This is a genomic window from Kitasatospora sp. MAA4, from assembly GCF_029893355.1.
Classification (GTDB): Bacteria; Actinomycetota; Actinomycetes; order Streptomycetales; family Streptomycetaceae; genus Kitasatospora.
This window is the reverse complement of record NZ_JARZAI010000003.1, coordinates 51854-71709: the sequence shown is the minus strand read 5'-3', so window position 1 is coordinate 71709 and position 19856 is coordinate 51854. Positions and strand designations below refer to the sequence as shown.

Here is a 19856-nt window from a genome sequence, read left to right as displayed (position 1 = left end):
CTGGGAGTACGGGTCGGTGGTGTCCCTCTGACGGGCTAACGACGCGGCTGTGCGTCCAGTACCTGCTGCAGGGCCTCGAACTCCTCGACGCAGCGGCCGGCGCCGAGCGCCACCGAGTCCAGCGGGTTCTCCGCGATGTGGATCGGCATGCCGGTCTCGCGGCGCAGCCGCTCGTCCAGGCCGCGCAGCAGCGCGCCGCCGCCGGTGAGCACCACGCCACGGTCCATCACATCGCCCGCCAGCTCCGGCGGGCACTGGTCCAGGGTGGTCTTGACGGCGTCGATGATGGAGTTCACCGGCTCGTCGATGGCCTCGCGGACCTCGGCGGCGGAGATCACCACAGTCTTCGGCAGGCCGCTGACCAGGTCGCGGCCGCGGATCTCGGCGTGCTCGTCCTTCTCGTTCTCCGACCCGTAGGCGGAGCCGATGCTCATCTTGATCTGCTCGGCACTGCGCTCGCCGAGCAGCAGCGAGTACTCCTTCTTGATGTGCTGGACGATCGCGTTGTCGAGCTCGTCGCCGGCCACCCGGATGGACTGGGCGGTGACGATGCCGCCGAGCGAGATCACGGCGACCTCGGTGGTGCCGCCGCCGATGTCCACCACCATGTTGCCGGTGGGCTCGTGGACCGGCAGGCCGGCGCCGATCGCGGCGGCCATCGGCTCCTCGATGATGTGCACCTGGCGGGCGCCGGCCAGGTGGCTGGCCTCGACCACGGCCCGGCGCTCGACTCCGGTGATGCCGCTGGGCACGCAGACCACGACCCGCGGGCGGGCCAGGTAGCGGCGGCGGTGGATCTTCTGGATGAAGTAGCGCAGCATCCGCTGGGTGATCTCGAAGTCGGCGATCACGCCGTCCTTCAGCGGGCGGATCGCGATGATGTTGCCGGGCGTGCGCCCGATCATCTTCTTCGCCTCGGAGCCGACCGCCAGGATCCCGCCGGTGTTGGTGTTGACCGCCACGACTGACGGTTCGTTCAGGACGATCCCCTTGCCCCTGACGTACACCAGCGTGTTGGCAGTGCCCAGGTCGATCGCCAGGTCACGGCCCATGAACGACAGATTGTTGGCCATGGAGTGTGGAATGCCTTCCCGAACTGGATGTCATGGGCGGGGAGTGGGCCTCGCGGGCTGGGCTCGCGCTGGTTGTGTTCTCGCCTGCGGGCCCGCGCGGCGACCTGCGATCCGCGTCGCGGATCCGCACAGCAGACCTGTCCGGCCCGTGAGTTGTGTCCATCGTAGCCACGCCCGGCGAACTGGTCGGCGGGGTCGGCTGCCGTCCATTCTGCGCGGGAGGATCGGTTCTTCCGGCATTGGGACGCCGTGTCGGGCGACCCAGTTCCATATTTGAGGATCAAATTCCCACGGTTGGCTGAGCTGGGGTGCGTCGGCGCCCCGGCTCAGCCTCCGTCAGGACTCGTTCAGGACTCGTTCAGGCCTGCGCGGGGAAGAAGATCTTGATCTCGCGCTCGGCGGAGGCCTCGGAGTCGGAGGCGTGGATCAGGTTCTCGCGGGTGATCGTCGCGTAGTCGCCGCGGATCGTGCCGGCGCCGGCGGCCAGCGGGTCGGTGGCGCCGGCCAGCGCGCGGATGCCCGGGATGACGTTCTCACCCTCGACGATCAGCGCGATCGACGGGCCGGAGGTCATGAACTCCAGCAGCGGCTCGTAAAACGGACGGCCGAGGTGCTCGGCGTAGTGCTGCTCCAGCGTCGCGCGGTCGAAGGTGCGCAGCTCGACGGCGGCGAGCCGCCAGCCGGCCTTGCGCTCGATCCGGCTGATGATCTCGCCGGCCAGGCCGCGCTGGACGGCGTCGGGCTTGAGCAGGACGAGAGTGCGCTGGGACACGGTACGGCTCCAGTGGTTTCGGGGCGGAATGGTGTATGCCACTTCCGCTGAGGCTACCTTGCGTGAGCGGCCCGCACAGACGTGCGGGCCGCTCCGGCGCGTGCCGGTCAGGCGGCCGCGGTGGCGGCGGCGCGCTGGGCCTTGATGACGTCGATCTTGCGCCCGTAGTGCACCGAGCACCACCACAGGCCGGCGAAGACCAGCCCGAGGCCGTACATGGTCGGCAGGACCAGGCCGCTGGCGATCAGGCCGAGCTGGAGGGCCCAGCCGATCGCCACCGCGCCCGGGCGGTTGATCATGCCGCAGAGCAGGATGCAGAGGACCATCGCGATGCCGCTGACGGTCCAGATGCTCACGGCGGAGACGCTGGACAGGTGCACCGCGACCAGCGCGGCGAACATGATCAGCAGGGCCTCGCCGATCAGGGTGGAGGAGCAGAGGGTGCGCACCGTCATCCCCTCCGGCCGAGCAGCAGGCGGGCCTCACCGACGGTGATCACCGAGCCGGTGATCAGGACGCCGGCGCCGATCAGGTCACCGCTGTCCTCGGCGAGGGTGACCGCCGCGTCGATGGCGTCGGCCAGGTTCGGTTCGACCTGCACCCGGTCCTCACCGAAGACCTCCACCGCCTGGGCCGCCAGGGCGTCCACCGCCATCGCGCGGTGGGTGGAGTTCTGGGTGACCACGACCTCACTCAGGATCGGCTCGAAGGCCTCCAGCACGCCGGAGACGTCCTTGTCGCCGCTGGTCGCGATCACGCCGACCAGCTTGGTGAAGGCGAAGGCCTCCCCGATCGCGGCCGCCGTCACCTGGGCGCCGGCCGGGTTGTGCGCGGCGTCCAGCACGATCGTCGGGCTGCGCCGGACAACCTCCAGGCGGCCCGGCGAGCTGACGCCGGCCAGCGCCTGGCGCACCTTGTCGGCGTCCAGGCCGCCCTCGCGGGCCGCGCCGATGCCGAAGAAGGCCTCGACGGCGGCCAGCGCCAGCGAGGCGTTGTGCGCCTGGTGCTCGCCGTGCAGCGGCAGGAAGATGTCGGCGTACTCGGCACCGCCCAGACCGCGCAGCGTCACCAGCTGCCCGCCGACCGCGATCTCCCGGTGCAGCACCCCGAACTCCATGCCCTCGCGGGCCACCGTGGCGTCCACCCGGACGGCGTGTTCGAGGATCGTCTTCGCGGCGTCCAGCGGCTGCTGGGAGACCACCGCCAGCGCGCCCGGCTTGATGATGCCGGACTTCTCCACGGCGATCTGGCCGGTGGTGTCGCCCAGCTTGTCGGTGTGGTCCAGCGAGATCGGGGTGATCACCGAGACCACGCCGTCGATCACGTTGGTGGCGTCCCAGCTGCCGCCCATGCCGACCTCGACCACGGCGACGTCCACCGGCGCGTCGGCGAAGGCCGCGTACGCCATGGCGGTGAGCACCTCGAAGAAGGAGAGCGGGATCGGCTGGGTCTCGTCGACCATCCGGATGTAGGGCTCGATGTCGCGGTAGGCCTCGACGAAGCCCTGCTCGCTGATCGGCTTGCCGTCCAGGGTGATCCGCTCGGTCACCGACTCGACGTGCGGGCTGGTGTAGCGGCCGGTGCGCAGCTCGAAGGCGTTCAGCAGCTGCTCCACCATCCGGGCCGTGGAGGTCTTGCCGTTGGTCCCGGTGATGTGGATCGACGGGTAGGCCCGCTGGGGCTGGCCCAGCAGGTCCATCAGCGCGCTGATCCGGTCGAGCGAGGGTTCGAGCTTGTTCTCGGGCCAGCGCTTGGCCAGCTCGGCCTCGATGTCGCGAAGCCCCGCCGGCTGGTCGGCGGGGTCCGCGCTACTGGGGCGGACGGTGTACGGGTTCTGCTCGGCGCTGCTGCTCACGCGCCCCAGTCTACGGAGTGGCGGGTGCCGGACAGGCGGCCGGGTGGCGCGGCCGGACGGGGAAAGGAACAGCCTTGGTCACGAAAAGGTAAAGGCTCGTGAAAGGGAATCACCGGCGGATATCGGGCTCAGGGCGTGCCCACCAGCTCGGCCGGCACACCCGCCTGGCGCGCCCTCAACTCGGCCACCACCTCGCGGACATCCTCCTCGGGAAGCAGCGGCAGCATCATCGCCACGCCCTGCAGCAGACCGCCCAGCAGGAAGGTGGTGTCGGCGGTCGCGGCGACCAACTCCCGCACGGTGAGCACCTCCCCGCACTGGACGGCCTCGATCAGCCGGGCCGCGTCGGCGGACTCCTCGTCCACCGCGACGCCGATCGGGCCGGCCGGGGCGCGGCGGGCCAGCGTGCGCAACACCTTGTCGCCGACCTCCGGCGCATAGGCCTTGCGCACCGCCTCGGCGGCGATCCAGACCAGCAGCGTGACCACTTCACGCTCGGAGTGGTCCGCCAGGATGCGGTCCAGGGCGTCGTCGAAGGCGAGTTGATTGCCGTGCCGGAAGGCCAGCAACAATGTCGCGGCCCGCCCCTTGGCCTCCTCCACTCGCTGCGCAGGAAGTTCGCCGGCCAACTTGTGCACTGTCACCATGCCCTGCCTTCCCCATCACCTCTGCCAGCACCCGAAACTTCAGGACACCGTATACGTCGCACCTTCCCAGGTCACCGGACCTGGCCGGATGAAGGCAGCAAAGAATGGAAACGGGCCGGACGGAAATCGCCGCCCGCGCGCGGGACGGATCAACGGGATTCACCCGGTCAGCGCGTTTGGTCGCAATTCGGTTCCGTATCAAGCGAATGCGACTCAGTGCGTTCTCAGTGGTTCCCCAGTGGCCGGTGGTGCACTACTGCCCCGGCTGCCGATCCGGCACCACGGCGTTCGGCAGTCGGGGGCCACCTTCCCCGGCCCCCGCCCGCCCGAACGGATTTCGCCGATGACCTCCTGGGAGCACCCGCAGTCCTACACGCTCGTCGACCGGCGCTGGTACGAGTCCCCCAGCCGCTACCTGCCCGGCGACGAACACCTGGCGGTGCTGCGATCCGTCCTGCCGGACGGCTGGCGCACCAGGAGGCACGGCCTGTGGTCGACGGTGAGGCCGCCGGGAGCCGGTGCGCCGGGCCAGGGCTGGGAACTGTCCGTCACCTCACTTCCCGAGGAGAGTACGGACGTCCTGCGCCTGGCGCTGCCGGTGCTCTGCGCGGCCGGTGCGCCGTTCGCGTTCCTGGTCGACCCGTTCTGTGTGCGGCTGGCCAACGGCGCCGCCTCCTGGCCGGCCGCCGACGCCGGGCTGATCACCGTCCACCCGGTGGACGGGGAGCAGTTCCGGGCCGTCGGCTTCGGACTGGCCGACGCGCTGCGGGGCCGCAGCGGGCCGCAGTTGCGGTCACAGCGGCGCTGGCCCGGCTCGACCGCGCTCTGCTACCGCTACGGCGACTTCGCCCCGGCACCGGCGGTCGGACCGGACGGGCGGCGCGGGCCCGCCGAGCCGCAGCGGGCCCGGACGGATGCGACCGGTGAGCCGAGCGGGCGGGACGTGGTGCGCAAGGAGGCCCGTCCCGGCCTGCTGGTCGGCAGCCCCGGCCGGCCCGCGGCCGAGGTGCTGGAGAAGGAGTACCAGCTGCTCGGCGAGCTGGCCGACACCGGGCTCTTCGCCCGGCCGGTGGAGTTCTTCCACGCCCGCGACCGGGCGGTACTGGTCCGCGAGCGGCCGCACGGAACGCCGTTCGGGCGGCACTGCCTGCGGACCAACCCGCTGGTCACCCTCGACCTGGAACCCGCCTCGGTGCGCTCGTACTTCCTGGGCCTGCGCGGTCTGTGGCGGCGGCTCGCCGAGGCGGTCTCGACCGCCCACCAGCGCGGCATCCTGCTGGGCGACCTGTGCGGCACGGGTGTGTGCGTCGACCCGGACACCGGCACGGCCACCGTCGTCCGGCTGGAGACCGGCGTGCGCGAGGGTCTGGACGCGCATCTGGACCTGCACACCCCGGGCCTGGCCAGCCCGCGGCTGGCGGCGATCGGACGGTACGACCGGGCGGGCGACTGGCACGCACTCGGCGCGCTGATCTTCAGCTCGGTGATGGCGGTCGGCGACAGCACCGGATTCCACCGACCCGCGCTCAGCCGGTTCCTCGCGGAGCTGGCCTACGACCTGGCGCTGCCCGCCGAGTTGGTGGACCTGATCGACGACCTGACGGCCGAGGACAGCCGGATCAGCGGTCCGCAGGTGATCCGGCGGATCGACGAACTGCCCTTCGAGAGCCACCCGCTGTGGTCCGAGCCGGTGCCGCTGGCCCGGCCGGCCGCCGAGCGGTACCGCTCCCCCGAACGGTTGCCCGGCCTGCGCGACGCCGACCTGGCCGAGGCCGCCGAGAAGGTGGTCGACTACGCCGTCGAGCTCGCCGACCCCCGCCGTGAGGACCGGCTGTACCCGGCCGACGCGGCGGTGTTCGAGACCAACCCGCTCTCGGTCGCGCACGGCGCGCTGGGCGTGCTCTACGGCATACACCGGCTGCGCGGGTCGGTCCCCGCCACCCAGCTCGGCTGGGCGATGGCCAGGGACGTCGATCCGTCCAGCTACCCGGCCGGGCTGTACCTCGGCCAGGCCGGCCTCGCCTGGGTGCTGGACGAACTGGACCGCCCGCAGGCCGCGCTCGGCCTGCTGGACCGCACCCGCGAGCACCCGCTGCGGTTCGCCGTACCGGGCGTGCTGCACGGCAGCGCCGGATACGGCCTGGCCTGCCTGCGGCTCTGGCACCGGCAGGGCGTCGGGCGGCTGCTCGACGACGCCCGGGCGGCCGGTGCGGCGCTCGCGGCGGACTGCCTGCGCGACGCCCGCGGCGCCCGCTGGGCCGTACCGGGCGGCCAGGTCGGCTACGGCCACGGCTCCGCCGGGATCGCGCTGTTCCTGCTCTATCTGCACCTGGCCACCGGCGAGCAGCGCTGGTACGAACTCGGCCGCGCGGCACTGGCGTTCGACCTGCACCGGGGCGTCCGGGCGGACGGCTACGGCGGCGAGGACGACGGCCTGCCGGGCAGCTGCTGGGAGGTCGGCACCGCCGGGGTCGCCACCGCCGCGCTGCGCTACCTGGTGGTGCGCCCCGAACCGGAGCTGGCCGCGCTGGTGCCGGAGCTGCTGGCCGACGCGGCCCGCAAGTACAGCGTCGTGCCGGGGCTGTTCCACGGCCTGTCCGGCCTCGGCAACGTGCTGCTGGACGCCGGCGAACTACTGGGCGAGGAGCGCTGGTTCGCCGAGGCGCGACGGGTCGCCGAGGGCGTGCTGCTGAGCCGGATCGACCGGGCGGAGGGGGTGGTGTTCCCCGGCGGCCGGGCGCTGCGCGAGAGCACCGACCTCGCCACCGGCTCGATCGGCGTCGCGCTCTTCCTGGACCGGCTGCGCACCGCACGCCCGGGCGGGCGCAGCAACTTCAACTTCGTGGTCGACGGGCTGCTGCCGTGAACACCCTTCTAAGCGCGCCACTGCAGGCCGGGGTCGTGCGCGAGGACTCGGCCGGTGAGGGAGGTGAGTTCGGGCCCGGGGTCGACCCCGAGTTCGTCGCGCAGCACGCGCCGAGCGTCCCGCAGGGCGCCGAGCGCCTCGCCCTGCCGGCCGCAGCGGTAGAGCGCCAGCGCGCGCAGCGCCCAACCCGACTCCCGCAGCGGGTAGTCGGTGGTCAGCCGCTCGCTCTCGACCAGGGTGAGCCGGTGGTCGCCGAGCGCCAGGCAGGCCGCGACCCGGACCTCGCGCACCAGCGAGCGCCACTCCACCAGCCGGGAGATCTCGGCGCGTACGAAGCGGGCGTCGGAGAGTTCGGCGAACGGCGGGCCGGTCCACAGGTCGAGCGCCTGGTCGGCGCAGGCCAGCGCCTCGTCCGGGCGGCCGGCGGCGGAGGCCGCGGCGGCCGACGCGGCCAGCGTGACGAACCGGTGGGTGTCCACCGCCTCGGACTGCACGGCCAGCGCGTAGCCGGCGGCGTGCCGCACCAGCACGGTGGACTGCTGACGGGCCCGGCGGTCCGGCTCCAGCGCGCGCCGCAGGTCCGCGACGTAGGTGTGCAGGGTCTGCCGCGGCTTGTCCGGCGGGTGGCCCTCCCAGACCGCGTCGATGATCTGCTCCTCGCCGACCAGCCTGCCGTGCGCCAGCAGCAGCGCCACCAGCACGGCCTTGGGACGACGCCCGCCCAGTGGTGCCCTGGTGCCGCGGACCGTCGCCTCGACCGGTCCCAGCACGTTGATGCCCACCTCTGCCACGTTCGGATTCATACCCCGAGCTTGAATCCCACTCGACCGGCTTCCCATGGGGTCCGGCCCCCAGATTCACCCCGGCGTACCGGCACCGGCCGTACACCGGCGCCGCGACGGCAGGAACCTGGGGGCCGACCCCCATGTCGTCCCAATGCATCGGTGACATCCTGTCGACCATGAACATCGCGGGGGCGTCCGACAACGAGCGGGAGCAGCCGCTGCCCTGGTGGACCAGAGGGGTGGCGCTCGCCGAACGGCTGGGCGGACCGGCGACCGGGCGGCCCGCCGACCTGCCGGCCGGGCAGCGCCGGGCCGACCACCGACTGGCGCGCTGGCGGGAGGACTTCGCCGCCGAGGCGGGCCTGTTCGAGGCCCGGCTGGCCGCGGCGGGACTGGCCGAGGACGGGCTGCGCGCGCTGCTGGACGAGGACCCGGCGGCGCTGGCCGCGCGGATCGACCGGCCCGGGTGGGCCCGGTCGGCCGACCGGGTGCTCGCCGCCGCCCCCGACCGGGTGGAGGCCCCGGCGCCCTGCCGCAGTTGGGACGAGGGCTTCGCCACCGTCCTGGCGCCGTTCACCGAGGAGGCCGCCGACCGGCTGCTGGCCGCCGCGCACCGGGCCGGCGCCCAGCGGACAGCCGACCTGCGGGCGGTCCGCGCCTGCTTCACCGAGCGGTTGGCCGCGGCGCTGGTCCGGCTCGCCCGGCGCACCCTGGTGCTCGAACTGAACGTCCTGCGGGTGACCGGCCGGCTGGCCGGGCAGACCCCCGAGGAGCGCTTCGCCGACTTCGTCCGGCAGTCCTCCGAGCAGGCTGGACTGACCGCGCTGCTCACCGAATACGCCGTACTGGCCCGGCTGTTGGCGCAGACCTGCGAACACGCCGTGGCTGCCTGGACGGAGCTGCTGACCCGGCTGTGCGCCGACCGCGACGCGCTGGTCCGCGAAGGCCTGCTGGGCGCCCGCCCCGGACGGCTGACCGGGATCGATGCGGGCATCGGGGACAGCCACCAACGCGGCCGCGCGGTGGCCCTGCTGGACTTCGCGTCCGGCGCCCGGCTGGTCTACAAGCCGCGCCCGCTCGGCGTGCACGGGCACTTCAACGACGCCGTCCGCTGGCTCAACGCCCGGCTGCCCGGGCTCGGGCTGCGCACCCTGGCGGTCCTGGAGCGGGCCGACTACGGCTGGGCGGAGTTCGCCGCCGCCGAACCCTGCGAACAGGCCGCCCAGGTCGAGCTGTTCTACCACCGCCTCGGCGCGCTGCTCGCCCTGCTGCACACCCTCGGCGGCACGGACATCCACCACGAGAACCTGGTCGCCTGCGCGGACCAGCCGGTGCTGGTGGACCTGGAGACGCTCTTCCACCCGGTCCTCGCGCTGCCCGAACAGCTGGCGGCCGACCCGGCGCTGCGGGCCCTGGAGTCCTCGGTGTACCGGATAGCGCTGCTGCCGCACCTGCTGGTCGGCGAGCGCGGCAGCTGGGACGTCTCCGGCCTCGGCGGCGACAAGGGCGCGCCGCTGCCGGTCGACGCCGTGGGCTGGGTGGCGCCGGCCACCGACGAGATGCAACTGGTCCGCAGGCCCGCGGTGTTCGCCGGCGCCGCCAACCGCCCCAGGCTGGACGGCCGCGACGCCGACCCGGCCGCGCACACCGAGTCGCTGCTCGCCGGATTCCGGGCCGGCTACGACGCGATCACCGCCCACCGCCGCGAACTCACCGGCCCGGACGGCCTGCTGTCCCGCTTCACGCAGGACCGGACCCGAGTGGTGGCCCGCAACACCCGGCTCTACTCCGCGCTCCTGGACGAGTCGACCCACCCCGACGTCCTGCGCGACGCCCTCGACCGGGACCGGCTGCTCGACCTGCTGTGGCGCGAGTCGGCCGGCGACCCGGCCCGCTGGCCGCTGGTCTCCGCCGAGTTGGACGAGCTGTGGGCCGGCGACATCCCGCTGCTGACCGGGCACCCGGCGGCGAGCACGCCGAGCATCGCCGGCCGCCGCACCGGCGCCGGCTACGCCGAGAGCGGCCTCGACCGGGTCACCCGCCGACTGGGCGAGATGGGCCGGACCGACCGCTACGACCAGGAGTGGATCATCCGGGCCGCCCTCGCCACCCGCAGCACCGGCAACGGCCACCGGCCCGGCACCCCGCTGCCGGGCCACCGGGACGCGGTCGTCCCCGATCCCGAACACCTGCTGGCCGCCGCCTGCGGCATCGCCGACCAGATCCTGGCCGGCGCCCACGACGACCAGCGCCGGGTCAACTGGCTGACCCTGGAAGCGATCGAGCAGCAGCACTGGGCGATCCTGCCGCAGGGCGCGGGCCTGGCCGGCGGCTACTGCGGCACGGCGCTCTTCCTCGCCCAACTGGCCGACCTGACCGGGACCGAGCGGTACGCGGCGGTGGCCCGCCGGGCGCTGCGCCCGATCCCCGAGGTGCTGGCCGCGCTCGCCGCGCACCCCGAGCACCTGTCGGCCGTCGGCTGCGGCGGCTTCGAGGGGCTGGGCGGCATCGCCTACGCCCTCAGCCATCTGGCCGGCCTGCTGGCGGACCGGGAGATCGCCGACTGGGCCGCGGAGGCGGTCCGGCTCACCGCGCTCGGCGTCCGGCTCGACCAGGACAGCCACCGGGACGGCGGCGCCGCCCCCGACGCCGGGGTGCTGACCGGCCTGGCCGGCTCCCTCGCCGCGATGCTCGCCGTCCACCGGGCGACCGGGCTGACCCAGGCCGCCGACACCGCCGAGGTCTGCGCCCGGCAGCTGCTCGCCCGCCCGGCCGACGAGCCGATACCCGACGGCTTCGCCGACGGCGCGGCCGGCGTCGGCTGGGCCCTGCTGCGCTTCGCCGAGGCGGGCGGCGGCCCGGCCTACACCGAGGCCGGCCTGCACCGGCTGACCCGCGGGATCATGCGCGGGGTGGCGGACGATCCCGGCTGGTGCAACGGTCTGACCGGCACCGCCCTGGCGCTGGCCGACAGCGGCGCCGCCCTGGCCGACCCCGAGCTGGTCACCCGGCTGGCCGGCGCCACGGCCGGGCTCGCCGCACTGGACCCGCTGCCCGACCACAGCCTGTGCCACGGCGAGTCGGGCCGGCTCGAACTGCTGCTGACCGCCTCGGGCGGCGGGCCCGGTCTGGCCGGACCCGCCGTCGCCCGGGCCGGCGCCCTGCTGGCCGCGCTCGACCGCTTCGGCCCGCGCTGCGGCACCCCCGGCGGGGTGAGCAGCCCTGGGCTGCTGACCGGCCTGGCCGGTATCGGACACGGGCTGCTGCGGCTCGGATTCGGCTCCCGGATACCCTCGGTACTGCTTCTGCAGCCACCGAACAGCTGAGCGACGCGACCCCGCGCCGCTCCGCAGAGATCGCGGCCCACCCGCCGCGACCGCCCAACAGGAGGACGTGCAATGGAGAACGACGAACTGGTCAGGTTCTGGAAGGACCCCGAGGCCCGCGAGGCCGCGGTCACCGACCACCCGTCCGGGGAGATCAGGGCCGGCGAGAGCACCCGCGCACTGCGCCGGGCCGCGCTGCTGACGGGACTTGGCGGACTGGCCGCGGGGGCGGCCCTGTTCGCGAGTCAGATGACCGTGACCAGCGTCTCGGGCCCCGCCTGACGGACAGTGCGGCGTCCGCGGAGAAGGGCACCGTGGCGGATCCGCTTTCCGGACGATAGCCTCCGGCCATGCTCATCACTTCGCCGGTGCTGGTCGGGCGCGACGATGAGCTCGCGCACCTCGACGGGGGCCTGGCCGCCGCCCGCCGGGGCGAGGGCCGGGCGGTCTTCCTGTTCGGTGACGCGGGCATCGGGAAGTCACGGCTGGCGTCCGCCTGCGCATTTCGCGCGTTCGCCGACGGCATGGCGGTGCTGCGCGGGCGCGGCAGCACCACCGGCGCCACCATGCCGTTTCGCCCCGTCGCCGAGGCGCTGCTCTCGCTCTTCCGGATCGGCGGGCTGCCGCAGGATCCCGAACTCATGGCCTACCGGCCCGCGTTGGCGGAGCTGGTGCCGGAGTGGCGGAGCGCCTCGCCGACCACCGCCGGCGTCTCGGTGCTGGAGACGGCCGAGGCCGTACTGCGGCTGCTGGCCGCGGTCGGGCACGATCTGACCTCCCGCCAGGAACCCGGCTGCCTGCTCGTCATCGAGGACCTGCACGACGCCGACGCCGAGACCCTGGCCGTCATCGAGTACCTGGTCGACAACCTGTCCGGCCTGCCGGTCTTCCTGCTGGTCACGCTGCGCGCCACGAGCGGGCCGGCCGGCGAACTGGCCCGCGCGGCCGGTCGGCGCCGCGCGGCCGCCCTGATCGAACTGCGGCCGCTGGGACCGGCGGACGTGCGGTTGCTGGCCGAGTCCTGCCTCGGCGCGGAGGCCGGACAGCTCCCCCGCGAGGTGACCGACAAGCTGGTCAGGGACTCCGAGGGCAACCCGTTCGTCGTCGAGGAGCTGCTCAGCGGGATGGTCAGCGCGGACGTGCTGCGCGGCGACACCGACGGCTGGCGGGTCTGCGGGGACCTCGGCATCGACGTGCCGACCACGGTCGTGCACAGCGTCGCCCAGCGGACCGCCCGACTCGACCCGGCCGACCGCGACTTCCTGCACGTCGCGGCCGTGCTCGGACGCCGCTTCGCGCTGCCCGTCCTCCAGTTGGTCACCGGGCTGGACGACCGCAGCCTGCTGGTCCACCTGCGGGCCGGCATCGACGCCCAACTGATCTCGCCCAGCGGGCCGGTGGCCGACTACTACGAGTTCCGGCACGCGCTGACCACCGAGGCCCTGCTCGCCGGGCTGCTCCCGATGGAGCGCGCCGCGATCGCCCAGCGGGCGGCCGACGCGATCGAGCGGGCCCACCCCGGGCTGCCCGGCGACTGGTGCCAGCGGGTCGCGGTGCTGCGCCTGGCCGCCGGGGACGCCCGGGCCGCCGGGCTGCTCTTCGCCGAGGCCGGCCGGGCCGCGCTGGACGGCGGCGCGGTCGCCTCCGCCGTCGCCCTGCTGGAGCGCGCGCACGAGCTGATGGCCGGCTCGCAGGCCACCGCGGGGGCCGCCTCGGTGCTGGAGCGGCTGGTCTACACCCTGGTCGAGACGGGCCGACTGGACCAGGCGCTGGCACTGGCCGACACCCTGCCGCTGACCGGGCCCGGCGCGCTGGACGACGCCCGGTCCGCCGCCCTGCACACCCGGCTGGCCTGGGCCGCGGTCACCGCCCTGCGCCTGGAGGACGCGGCGGCCCGGGTGGCGTACGTCCGCGGTCTGCTCGGACGGTTCGACAGCGCCTCGCACACCCCGGCGATCGACGTGGTCGAGGCCCATCTGGTCCTGGTGCCGCGGCCTGCGGGCGGTGAGCCAGCTGCCGGTGGCGAGCCGGCTGCGGACGGCGGCGACCGCACCGAGCAGGCCGAGCAGCTCGCGCGCCGCGCCGCACTCGCCGCCGAGGCCGCCGATCTACCTGAAGTCGCCTGCCAGGCCTGGCAGTTGCTGGCACTACTGGAACGCCGGCACGGCTTCGACCGGGCGGACTCCCACCTGGAGCGGATCCTCGCGCTGGCCAACCGCCACCAGCTGACCACCTGGCAGGTGGACGCGCTCCTGCGGCTGGGCGCCAACGAGTTCATGCGCAGCGGCTCCTCCACCCAGCTGGAACGGGCGCACCGCGCGGCGCTGGGGCTCGGCGCGCTCGCGCTGATGCACAGCGCGGAGGCGACGATGGCCATGCAGGCCGTGCTGCGCGGGGCCTACCCGGCGGCCCGCGAGCTCACCGACCGCTGCGTGGCGGCCACCGCCCGGCTGCGCAACGTCGACAACCACCAGTTCGTGCTGCTCACCCGGGCCGCGCTGGCCGCGCACCAGGGCCGGCGCCGCGAGATGGAACAGGAGTTGGCCGAGTTCCACCGCTGGGACGGCGACCGCTCGCTGCAACGGCCGCTGGCCTTCGGCACCTGCCGGGCGATCTGCGCCGTCCTGGAGGAGGACCGCGAGCGCTCGCTCGCCGAGCTGGACAACGCGCTCGACTGGGAGCGGAAGCACCCGACGGTCTTCTACCTCAACGGGCGCTACGGGCTGCGCCCGCTGCTGCGCGCGGTCGAGGGCCGCTCGGACCCGGACGAGCACGCGGCGATCACCGCGGATCCGGCCGCCGGGCTGCTCTGGAACCGGCAGTTCGAGCGGCTGGCGCACGCGGTGCACGAGGGCCGGGCCGGACGGCCCGAGCAGGCGCTTCGGGCCGTGCAGGAGGCCGGGGAGGCCGCCGAGCCGTTCCTGATGGCCCGCCACCTGGGCCTGCGGCTGGTGGCCGAGGCCGCGCTGGCGGACGGCTGGGGCGACCCCGTGCCGTGGCTGCGCACCGCCGAGGAGTACTTCCACGGCGCCGCCGTACCGGCCGTCGCGAGCGCCTGCCGGGACCTGCTGCGCCGGGCCGGGGCGAGCGTGCCGCAGCGGCGCAGCGGCTCCGAGGGGGTGCCCGCCGGGCTGCGCCGGCAGGGGCTGACCGTGCGGGAGTACGAGGTGTTCCTGCTGCTCGCCTCGCGCCTGGGCAACCAGGAGATCGCCGGCTGCCTGTACATCTCGCCGCGGACCGTGGAGAAGCACGTGGCGAGCCTGCTGGCCAAGACCGGGCGCGCCAACCGGGCCGCGCTGTACGACTACGCGGTGGAGGCGACCGCCGCCGAGGCGCACTGAGAGGGCCCCGGGAAACTGCTCCCGGGGCCCTCTGGCAGGTGTTGCTCAGCCCTGCGGCAGCGCGGCCAGCTGGGCGGTGATCCGCTCGATGTCCGCCTCGGCGGCGGCCTGGCGGGCGCGGATCTTCACGACCACGTCCTCCGGGGCCTTCGCCAGGAAGCCCTCGTTGCCGAGCTTGGCGGCCGTCTGGACCTTCTCCTTCTCGGCGACCGCGAGGTCCTTCTGCAGGCGCTTGCGCTCGGCCGGGATGTCGATGGTGCCGGACAGGTCGAGCGAGACCGTGACGCCGGCCACCGGGAGCGAGGCGGTGGCCGCGAAGCCGTCCTCGGGAGCGGACAGTCGCGCCAGCGAGCGGATCTCGTCCTCGTGGGCGACCAGCACCGTGCCGGCCAGCTCCAGGACGGCGGGGACCTTCTGGTTCGGGCTGAGGCCCTGGTCCGTGCGGAACCGGCGGACCTCGGTGACCACCTGCCGGAGCGTGGCGATCTCCGCCTCGGCGGCCGCGTCCCGGCGGGACGGGTCGGCGACCGGCCAGTCGGCGACCACCAGGGACTCGGCGCCGGTGAGCGTGGTCCAGAGCGTCTCGGTGACGAACGGGACCACCGGGTGCAGCAGGCGCAGCGTCAGGTCCAGCACCTCGCCCAGCACCCGGCGCGCGGCGTCGGCCTGCGCACCGCCCTTGGCCAGCGCGGTCTTGGAGAGCTCGACGTACCAGTCGCAGACCTCGTCCCAGGCGAAGTGGTAGAGGCTGTCGGAGAGCTTGGCGAACTGGTAGTCGTCGTACAGCGCGTCGACCTCGGCGATGGTGGCGTTGAGCCGGCTGAGGATCCAGCGGTCCGCGGCGGTCAGCTCCTCGGGGGCCGGCAGCGGGCCCTCGACGGTGGCGCCGTTCATCAGGGCGAAGCGGGTGGCGTTCCAGATCTTGTTGCAGAACTTGCCCGCGCCCTGGACCCAGTCCTCGCCGATCGGCACGTCCGCGCCGGGGTTGGCACCGCGGGCCAGCGTGAAGCGGACCGCGTCGGCGCCGTAGGCGTCCATCCAGTCCAGCGGGTCCACGGCGGTGCCGGAGGACTTGGACATCTTCTTGCCGAACTGGTCGCGGACCAGGCCGGTCAGCGCGATGGTGTGGAACGGCGCCTGGCCGTCCATCGCGTAGAGGCCGAACATCATCATCCGGGCGACCCAGAAGAAGATGATGTCGTGCCCGGTGAGCAGCACGTCGGTCGGGTAGAACTTCGCCAGGTCCGAGGTCTGCTCGGGCCAGCCCAGCGTGGAGAAGGGCCACAGGCCGCTGGAGAACCAGGTGTCCAGCACGTCCGGGTCCTGGTGCCAGCCCTCGCCGGTCGGCGGCTGCTCGTCGGGGCCGACGCAGACGACCTCGCCGTCCGGGCCGTACCAGACCGGGATCCGGTGGCCCCACCAGAGCTGGCGCGAGATGCACCAGTCGTGCATGTTGTCGACCCAGCTGAAGTAGCGGCCCTCCAGCTCCTTCGGGTGGATCTGCACCCGGCCGTCGCGCACCGCGTCGCCGGCCTTCTCGGCCAGCGGCGCGACGTTGACCCACCACTGGAGCGAGAGCCGCGGCTCGACGATGGTGTGGCAGCGCGAGCAGTGGCCCACCGCGTGCATGTACGGGCGCTTCTCCTCGACGATCCGGCCCTGCTCGCGCAGCGCGCCGACGACGGCCGCGCGGGCGTCGTGGCGGTCCAGGCCGAGGAACGGGCCGTGCACGGTGATCGCGCCGCGCTCGTCCATCACCGTCAGGTTGGGCAGGCCGTGGCGCTGGCCGATGGCGAAGTCGTTCGGGTCGTGCGCGGGCGTCACCTTGACCGCGCCGGTGCCGAACTCCGGGTCCACGTGGGTGTCGGCGACCACCGGGATGCGACGGTCCGTCAGCGGCAGGGCGATGGTGCGGCCGACCAGGTGGGCGTAGCGCTCGTCGTCCGGGTGGACGGCCACGGCGGTGTCGCCGAGCATCGTCTCGGCCCGGGTGGTGGCCACCACGATCGACTCTTCGCCGTCGCCGTAGCGGATCGAGACCAGCTCACCGGCCTCGTCCTCGTGCTCGACCTCGATGTCCGAGAGCGCGGTCAGGCAGCGCGGGCACCAGTTGATGATGCGCTCGGCGCGGTAGATCAGGCCGTCGTCGAAGAGCTTCTTGAAGATGGTCTGGACGGCCTGCGAGAGGCCCTCGTCCATGGTGAAGCGCTCGCGCGACCAGTCGACGCCGTCGCCGAGGCGGCGCATCTGGCCGAGGATCTGGCCGCCGTAGTTCTCCTTCCACTCCCAGACCTTCTCGACGAAGGCCTCGCGGCCCAGGTCGTGGCGGGAGAGGCCGGACTCGGCGAGCTGCTGCTCGACCCGGTTCTGGGTGGCGATGCCGGCGTGGTCCATGCCCGGCAGCCAGAGCACCTCGAAGCCCTGCATGCGCTTACGGCGCGTCAGGGCGTCCATCAGGGTGTGCTGGAAGGCGTGGCCCAGGTGCAGAGCACCCGTCACGTTCGGCGGCGGGATGACGATGGTGTACGCGGGCTTGTCGCTCTTCGCGTCGGCGGTGAAGTAACCGCGCTCCACCCAGCGCTCGTACAGCTCGCCCTCTACCTCCGCCGGGGCGTAGGCGGTGGGGAGTGCTGCCACGTTGTCCCCGGACGCGTGGTCGGCGGGGCGCTGGTTCGTCTTGTCGGTCACGGCACACAGTTTACGTAACCGAAGGCTGCGCTCTTCCCCATTTGTGCCCGCGACCTCCCCCGAACCGCTCGGGACAGTCGTCCGGGCCGTACGGTAGCGTGCCCGTTACTCGTGCGCAGGGGCGGACGGGCAAGGGCAGTCCAGTCACATGCCGCGCGAGGCGGCGGGGGAGCAAAGCAGAGATGTACGGCCAGGGCCAGCAGCCGCAGAATCCGCAGCAGTACCCGCCGCAGGGCCAGCCGCCCTACGGCCAGCCGCCGGCGCCGCAGTACGGCGCGCCGCAGCCGCCCCCGCAGTACGGGGCTCCGCAGCAGGGCTACGGCCAGCCGGCGTACGGGCAGCAGCCCCCGCCGCCGCAGTACGGCGCGCCGCAGGCCGGCTACGGCCAGCCGCCCGCACCGCAGTACGGCGCGCCGCAGCAGCAGGCCCAGTTCGGCGGCTACCAGCCGGTGGCCCCGCCTCAGAAGGGCAAGGGCGGCCTGGTGGTCGGCCTGATCATCGGCGCCCTGGTGCTGGGCGGCGGCGGTTTCGCGGCCTACAAGGTGCTGGGCAAGAGCAGCGGCAGCGCGACCGCCGGCCAGTACAAGCTGGTCGCCCCGCAGTCGCTCTCCGGCGGCTACACGCAGAAGTCGGCGCAGTCCAAGCCGCCGACCTCCACGGACAAGATCAGCGGCTTCGACTCGATCGACGGCAGCCTGTCGGCGGCCTACAACAAGGGCGGCGACGCGACCGACGCGATCAACCTCGGCGGGTCGTGGGGCACCATCAGCGACCCGAACGCGGTGATGACCGCGATCAAGGCGAGCAGCACCAAGTCCGGGGACATGACCTGGAGCAAGCCGCTGGCCAGCGTCGACGCCAAGGACCCGCACGACGCGGGCGGCCTGATGGAGTGCGGTGAGATCGGTTCGAGCGGCATCACCGTGCCGCTCTGCATCTGGGCCAACCACTCGACCGCCGGGTCGGTGGACTTCGCCAAGATCTCGCTGACCGGCGGCAGCAGCCCGATCTCGCTCGACCAGGCCGCGGCGCAGACCCGCGCCATCCGCGACGCCGCGGTGGTCTCGAAGTAACGGCGGGCAGACGACGAAGGGGCCCGCGCACTCGGCGCGGGCCCCTCATCGTTGTTGCGGCCGTGTCCGACCCGCGCAAGGTCAGGCGCTCTTGTCGCGCCGCTCACGCTTGATCATGTCCCGCGGGACCAGGGTCGGGATCGCGTGCTTGGAGACCACGTCCTCGGTGACCACCACGCGGGCGACGTCCTGACGCGACGGGACCTCGTACATCACGGACATCAGCACCTCCTCCATGATGGCCCGCAGCCCGCGCGCGCCGGTGCCGCGCAGGATCGCCTGGTCGGCGATCGCCTCCAGCGCGTCCTGGCTGAACTCCAGCTCGACACCGTCGAGTTCGAAGAGCTTGCGGTACTGCTTGATGAGCGCGTTCTTCGGCTCGGTGAGGATCTGCAGCAGCGCCTCGCGGTCGAGGTTGTGCACGCTGGTGATCACCGGCAGCCGGCCGATGAACTCGGGGATCATCCCGAACTTCACCAGGTCCTCCGGCATCACCGAACGGAACTGGTCGGCGGCGTCGGTCTCCCGCTTGGAGCGGATGGTCGCGCCGAAGCCGATGCCCTTGGCGCCCGCCCGGCCCTCGATGATCCGCTCCAGACCCGAGAACGCACCGCCCACGATGAACAGCACGTTGGTGGTGTCGATCTGGATGAACTCCTGGTGCGGGTGCTTGCGGCCGCCCTGCGGCGGGACCGAGGCGGTGGTGCCCTCCAGGATCTTCAGCAGGGCCTGCTGCACGCCCTCACCGGAGACGTCCCGGGTGATCGACGGGTTCTCACTCTTACGAGCGACCTTGTCGATCTCGTCGATGTAGATGATCCCGGTCTCGGCCTTCTTGACGTCGTAGTCCGCCGCCTGGATCAGCTTGAGCAGGATGTTCTCGACGTCCTCGCCGACGTAGCCGGCCTCGGTCAGCGCCGTGGCGTCCGCGATCGCGAACGGCACGTTCAGCATCCGGGCCAGGGTCTGCGCCAGCAGCGTCTTGCCCGAACCGGTCGGGCCGAGCAGCAGGATGTTCGACTTCGCCAGCTCGATGGCGTCCTCGCGGCCGTTGCCGCCGCTGCGCCCCGCCTCGCCCGCCTGGACGCGCTTGTAGTGGTTGTAGACCGCCACCGCCAGCGCCTTCTTGGCGAGGTCCTGGCCGACCACGTACTGGTCGAGGAACTCGTAGATCTCGCGAGGCTTCGGAAGCTCCTCGAAGCGGACCTCGGAGGTCTCCGCGAGTTCCTCCTCGATGATCTCGTTGCACAGGTCGATGCACTCGTCACAGATGTACACGCCTGGACCGGCGATCAGCTTCTTCACCTGCTTCTGCGACTTGCCGCAGAACGAGCACTTGAGCAGGTCGCCACCGTCTCCGATGCGTGCCACGAGGTGCTTCCCCTTCGCCAGGGGCCCCGCGGGGGTCCGGGGCCTGGTGCTGTGGACCT

Annotated in this window: 13 protein-coding genes; 5 read left to right on the top strand and 8 right to left on the bottom strand. The window is 73.1% G+C overall.

Annotated features, from left to right (window positions below; translation table 11 throughout):
- Nucleotides 1–35: 35 nt before the first annotated feature.
- From P3T37_RS04880 to P3T37_RS04860, 5 genes are all read right to left on the bottom strand, one after another.
- Nucleotides 36–1061 (bottom strand): rod shape-determining protein, encoded by a 1026-nt coding sequence (locus P3T37_RS04880; RefSeq protein WP_035807056.1) that lies wholly within the window; start codon nt 1059–1061, stop codon nt 36–38.
- 370 nt (nt 1062–1431) lie between these two features.
- Nucleotides 1432–1845, bottom strand: a complete 414-nt coding sequence (gene ndk / locus P3T37_RS04875) for a nucleoside-diphosphate kinase (RefSeq protein ID WP_280722161.1) — start codon at nt 1843–1845, stop codon at nt 1432–1434.
- A gap of 107 nt (nt 1846–1952) precedes the next feature.
- Complete coding sequence (locus P3T37_RS04870) at nt 1953–2294, bottom strand: DUF4233 domain-containing protein (protein ID WP_280722466.1); 342 nt, start codon at nt 2292–2294, stop codon at nt 1953–1955.
- Between the two features lie 2 nt (nt 2295–2296).
- Nucleotides 2297–3700, bottom strand: coding sequence for a folylpolyglutamate synthase/dihydrofolate synthase family protein (locus tag P3T37_RS04865; protein WP_280722160.1), 1404 nt, complete (start codon nt 3698–3700; stop codon nt 2297–2299).
- A 128-nt stretch (nt 3701–3828) separates the two neighbouring features.
- A complete protein-coding gene (locus P3T37_RS04860; protein WP_280722159.1) occupies nt 3829–4347 on the bottom strand; it encodes a hypothetical protein in 519 nt (172 codons plus the stop codon).
- A 343-nt stretch (nt 4348–4690) separates the two neighbouring features.
- Between P3T37_RS04860 and P3T37_RS04855 the strand changes: the two genes are divergently transcribed.
- Complete coding sequence (locus P3T37_RS04855) at nt 4691–7213, top strand: lanthionine synthetase LanC family protein (protein ID WP_280722158.1); 2523 nt, start codon at nt 4691–4693, stop codon at nt 7211–7213.
- Nucleotides 7214–7221: 8 nt separating this feature from the next.
- Here P3T37_RS04855 and P3T37_RS04850 read toward each other — a convergent pair whose 3' ends face one another.
- Nucleotides 7222–8016 (bottom strand): AfsR/SARP family transcriptional regulator, encoded by a 795-nt coding sequence (locus P3T37_RS04850; RefSeq protein WP_280722157.1) that lies wholly within the window; start codon nt 8014–8016, stop codon nt 7222–7224.
- A gap of 158 nt (nt 8017–8174) precedes the next feature.
- Between P3T37_RS04850 and P3T37_RS04845 the strand changes: the two genes are divergently transcribed.
- From P3T37_RS04845 to P3T37_RS04835, 3 genes are all read left to right on the top strand, one after another.
- Nucleotides 8175–11324, top strand: a complete 3150-nt coding sequence (locus P3T37_RS04845; protein WP_280722156.1) for a type 2 lanthipeptide synthetase LanM family protein — start codon at nt 8175–8177, stop codon at nt 11322–11324.
- A 72-nt stretch (nt 11325–11396) separates the two neighbouring features.
- Complete coding sequence (locus tag P3T37_RS04840; RefSeq protein WP_280722155.1) at nt 11397–11606, top strand: hypothetical protein; 210 nt, start codon at nt 11397–11399, stop codon at nt 11604–11606.
- A 68-nt stretch (nt 11607–11674) separates the two neighbouring features.
- On the top strand, nt 11675–14665 hold the full coding sequence (locus P3T37_RS04835; RefSeq protein ID WP_280722154.1) for a LuxR family transcriptional regulator: 2991 nt from the start codon (nt 11675–11677) through the stop codon (nt 14663–14665).
- Nucleotides 14666–14710: 45 nt separating this feature from the next.
- Here the strand turns inward: P3T37_RS04835 and P3T37_RS04830 are convergent, their stop codons facing one another.
- A complete protein-coding gene (locus P3T37_RS04830) occupies nt 14711–17353 on the bottom strand; it encodes a valine--tRNA ligase (RefSeq protein WP_280722153.1) in 2643 nt (880 codons plus the stop codon).
- Nucleotides 17354–17535: 182 nt separating this feature from the next.
- Between P3T37_RS04830 and P3T37_RS04825 the strand changes: the two genes are divergently transcribed.
- Nucleotides 17536–18426 (top strand): hypothetical protein, encoded by an 891-nt coding sequence (locus tag P3T37_RS04825; protein ID WP_280722152.1) that lies wholly within the window; start codon nt 17536–17538, stop codon nt 18424–18426.
- An 81-nt stretch (nt 18427–18507) separates the two neighbouring features.
- On the opposite strand, the gene clpX is transcribed toward P3T37_RS04825, so the two are convergent.
- On the bottom strand, nt 18508–19797 hold the full coding sequence (clpX, locus tag P3T37_RS04820) for an ATP-dependent Clp protease ATP-binding subunit ClpX (RefSeq protein WP_280722151.1): 1290 nt from the start codon (nt 19795–19797) through the stop codon (nt 18508–18510).
- Between the last annotated feature and the right edge of the window lie 59 nt (nt 19798–19856).

Bases quoted from the DNA above. Each gene is read 5' to 3' on its own strand.
- P3T37_RS04860 (WP_280722159.1), bottom strand. From the start codon at position 4,347: ATGGTGACAGTGCACAAGTTGGCCGGCGAACTTCCTGCGCAGCGAGTG.
- P3T37_RS04855 (WP_280722158.1), top strand. From the start codon at position 4,691: ATGACCTCCTGGGAGCACCCGCAGTCCTACACGCTCGTCGACCGGCGC.
- P3T37_RS04850 (WP_280722157.1), bottom strand. From the start codon at position 8,016: ATGAATCCGAACGTGGCAGAGGTGGGCATCAACGTGCTGGGACCGGTC.
- P3T37_RS04845 (WP_280722156.1), top strand. From the start codon at position 8,175: ATGAACATCGCGGGGGCGTCCGACAACGAGCGGGAGCAGCCGCTGCCC.
- P3T37_RS04840 (WP_280722155.1), top strand. From the start codon at position 11,397: ATGGAGAACGACGAACTGGTCAGGTTCTGGAAGGACCCCGAGGCCCGC.
- P3T37_RS04835 (WP_280722154.1), top strand. From the start codon at position 11,675: ATGCTCATCACTTCGCCGGTGCTGGTCGGGCGCGACGATGAGCTCGCG.
- P3T37_RS04825 (WP_280722152.1), top strand. From the start codon at position 17,536: ATGTACGGCCAGGGCCAGCAGCCGCAGAATCCGCAGCAGTACCCGCCG.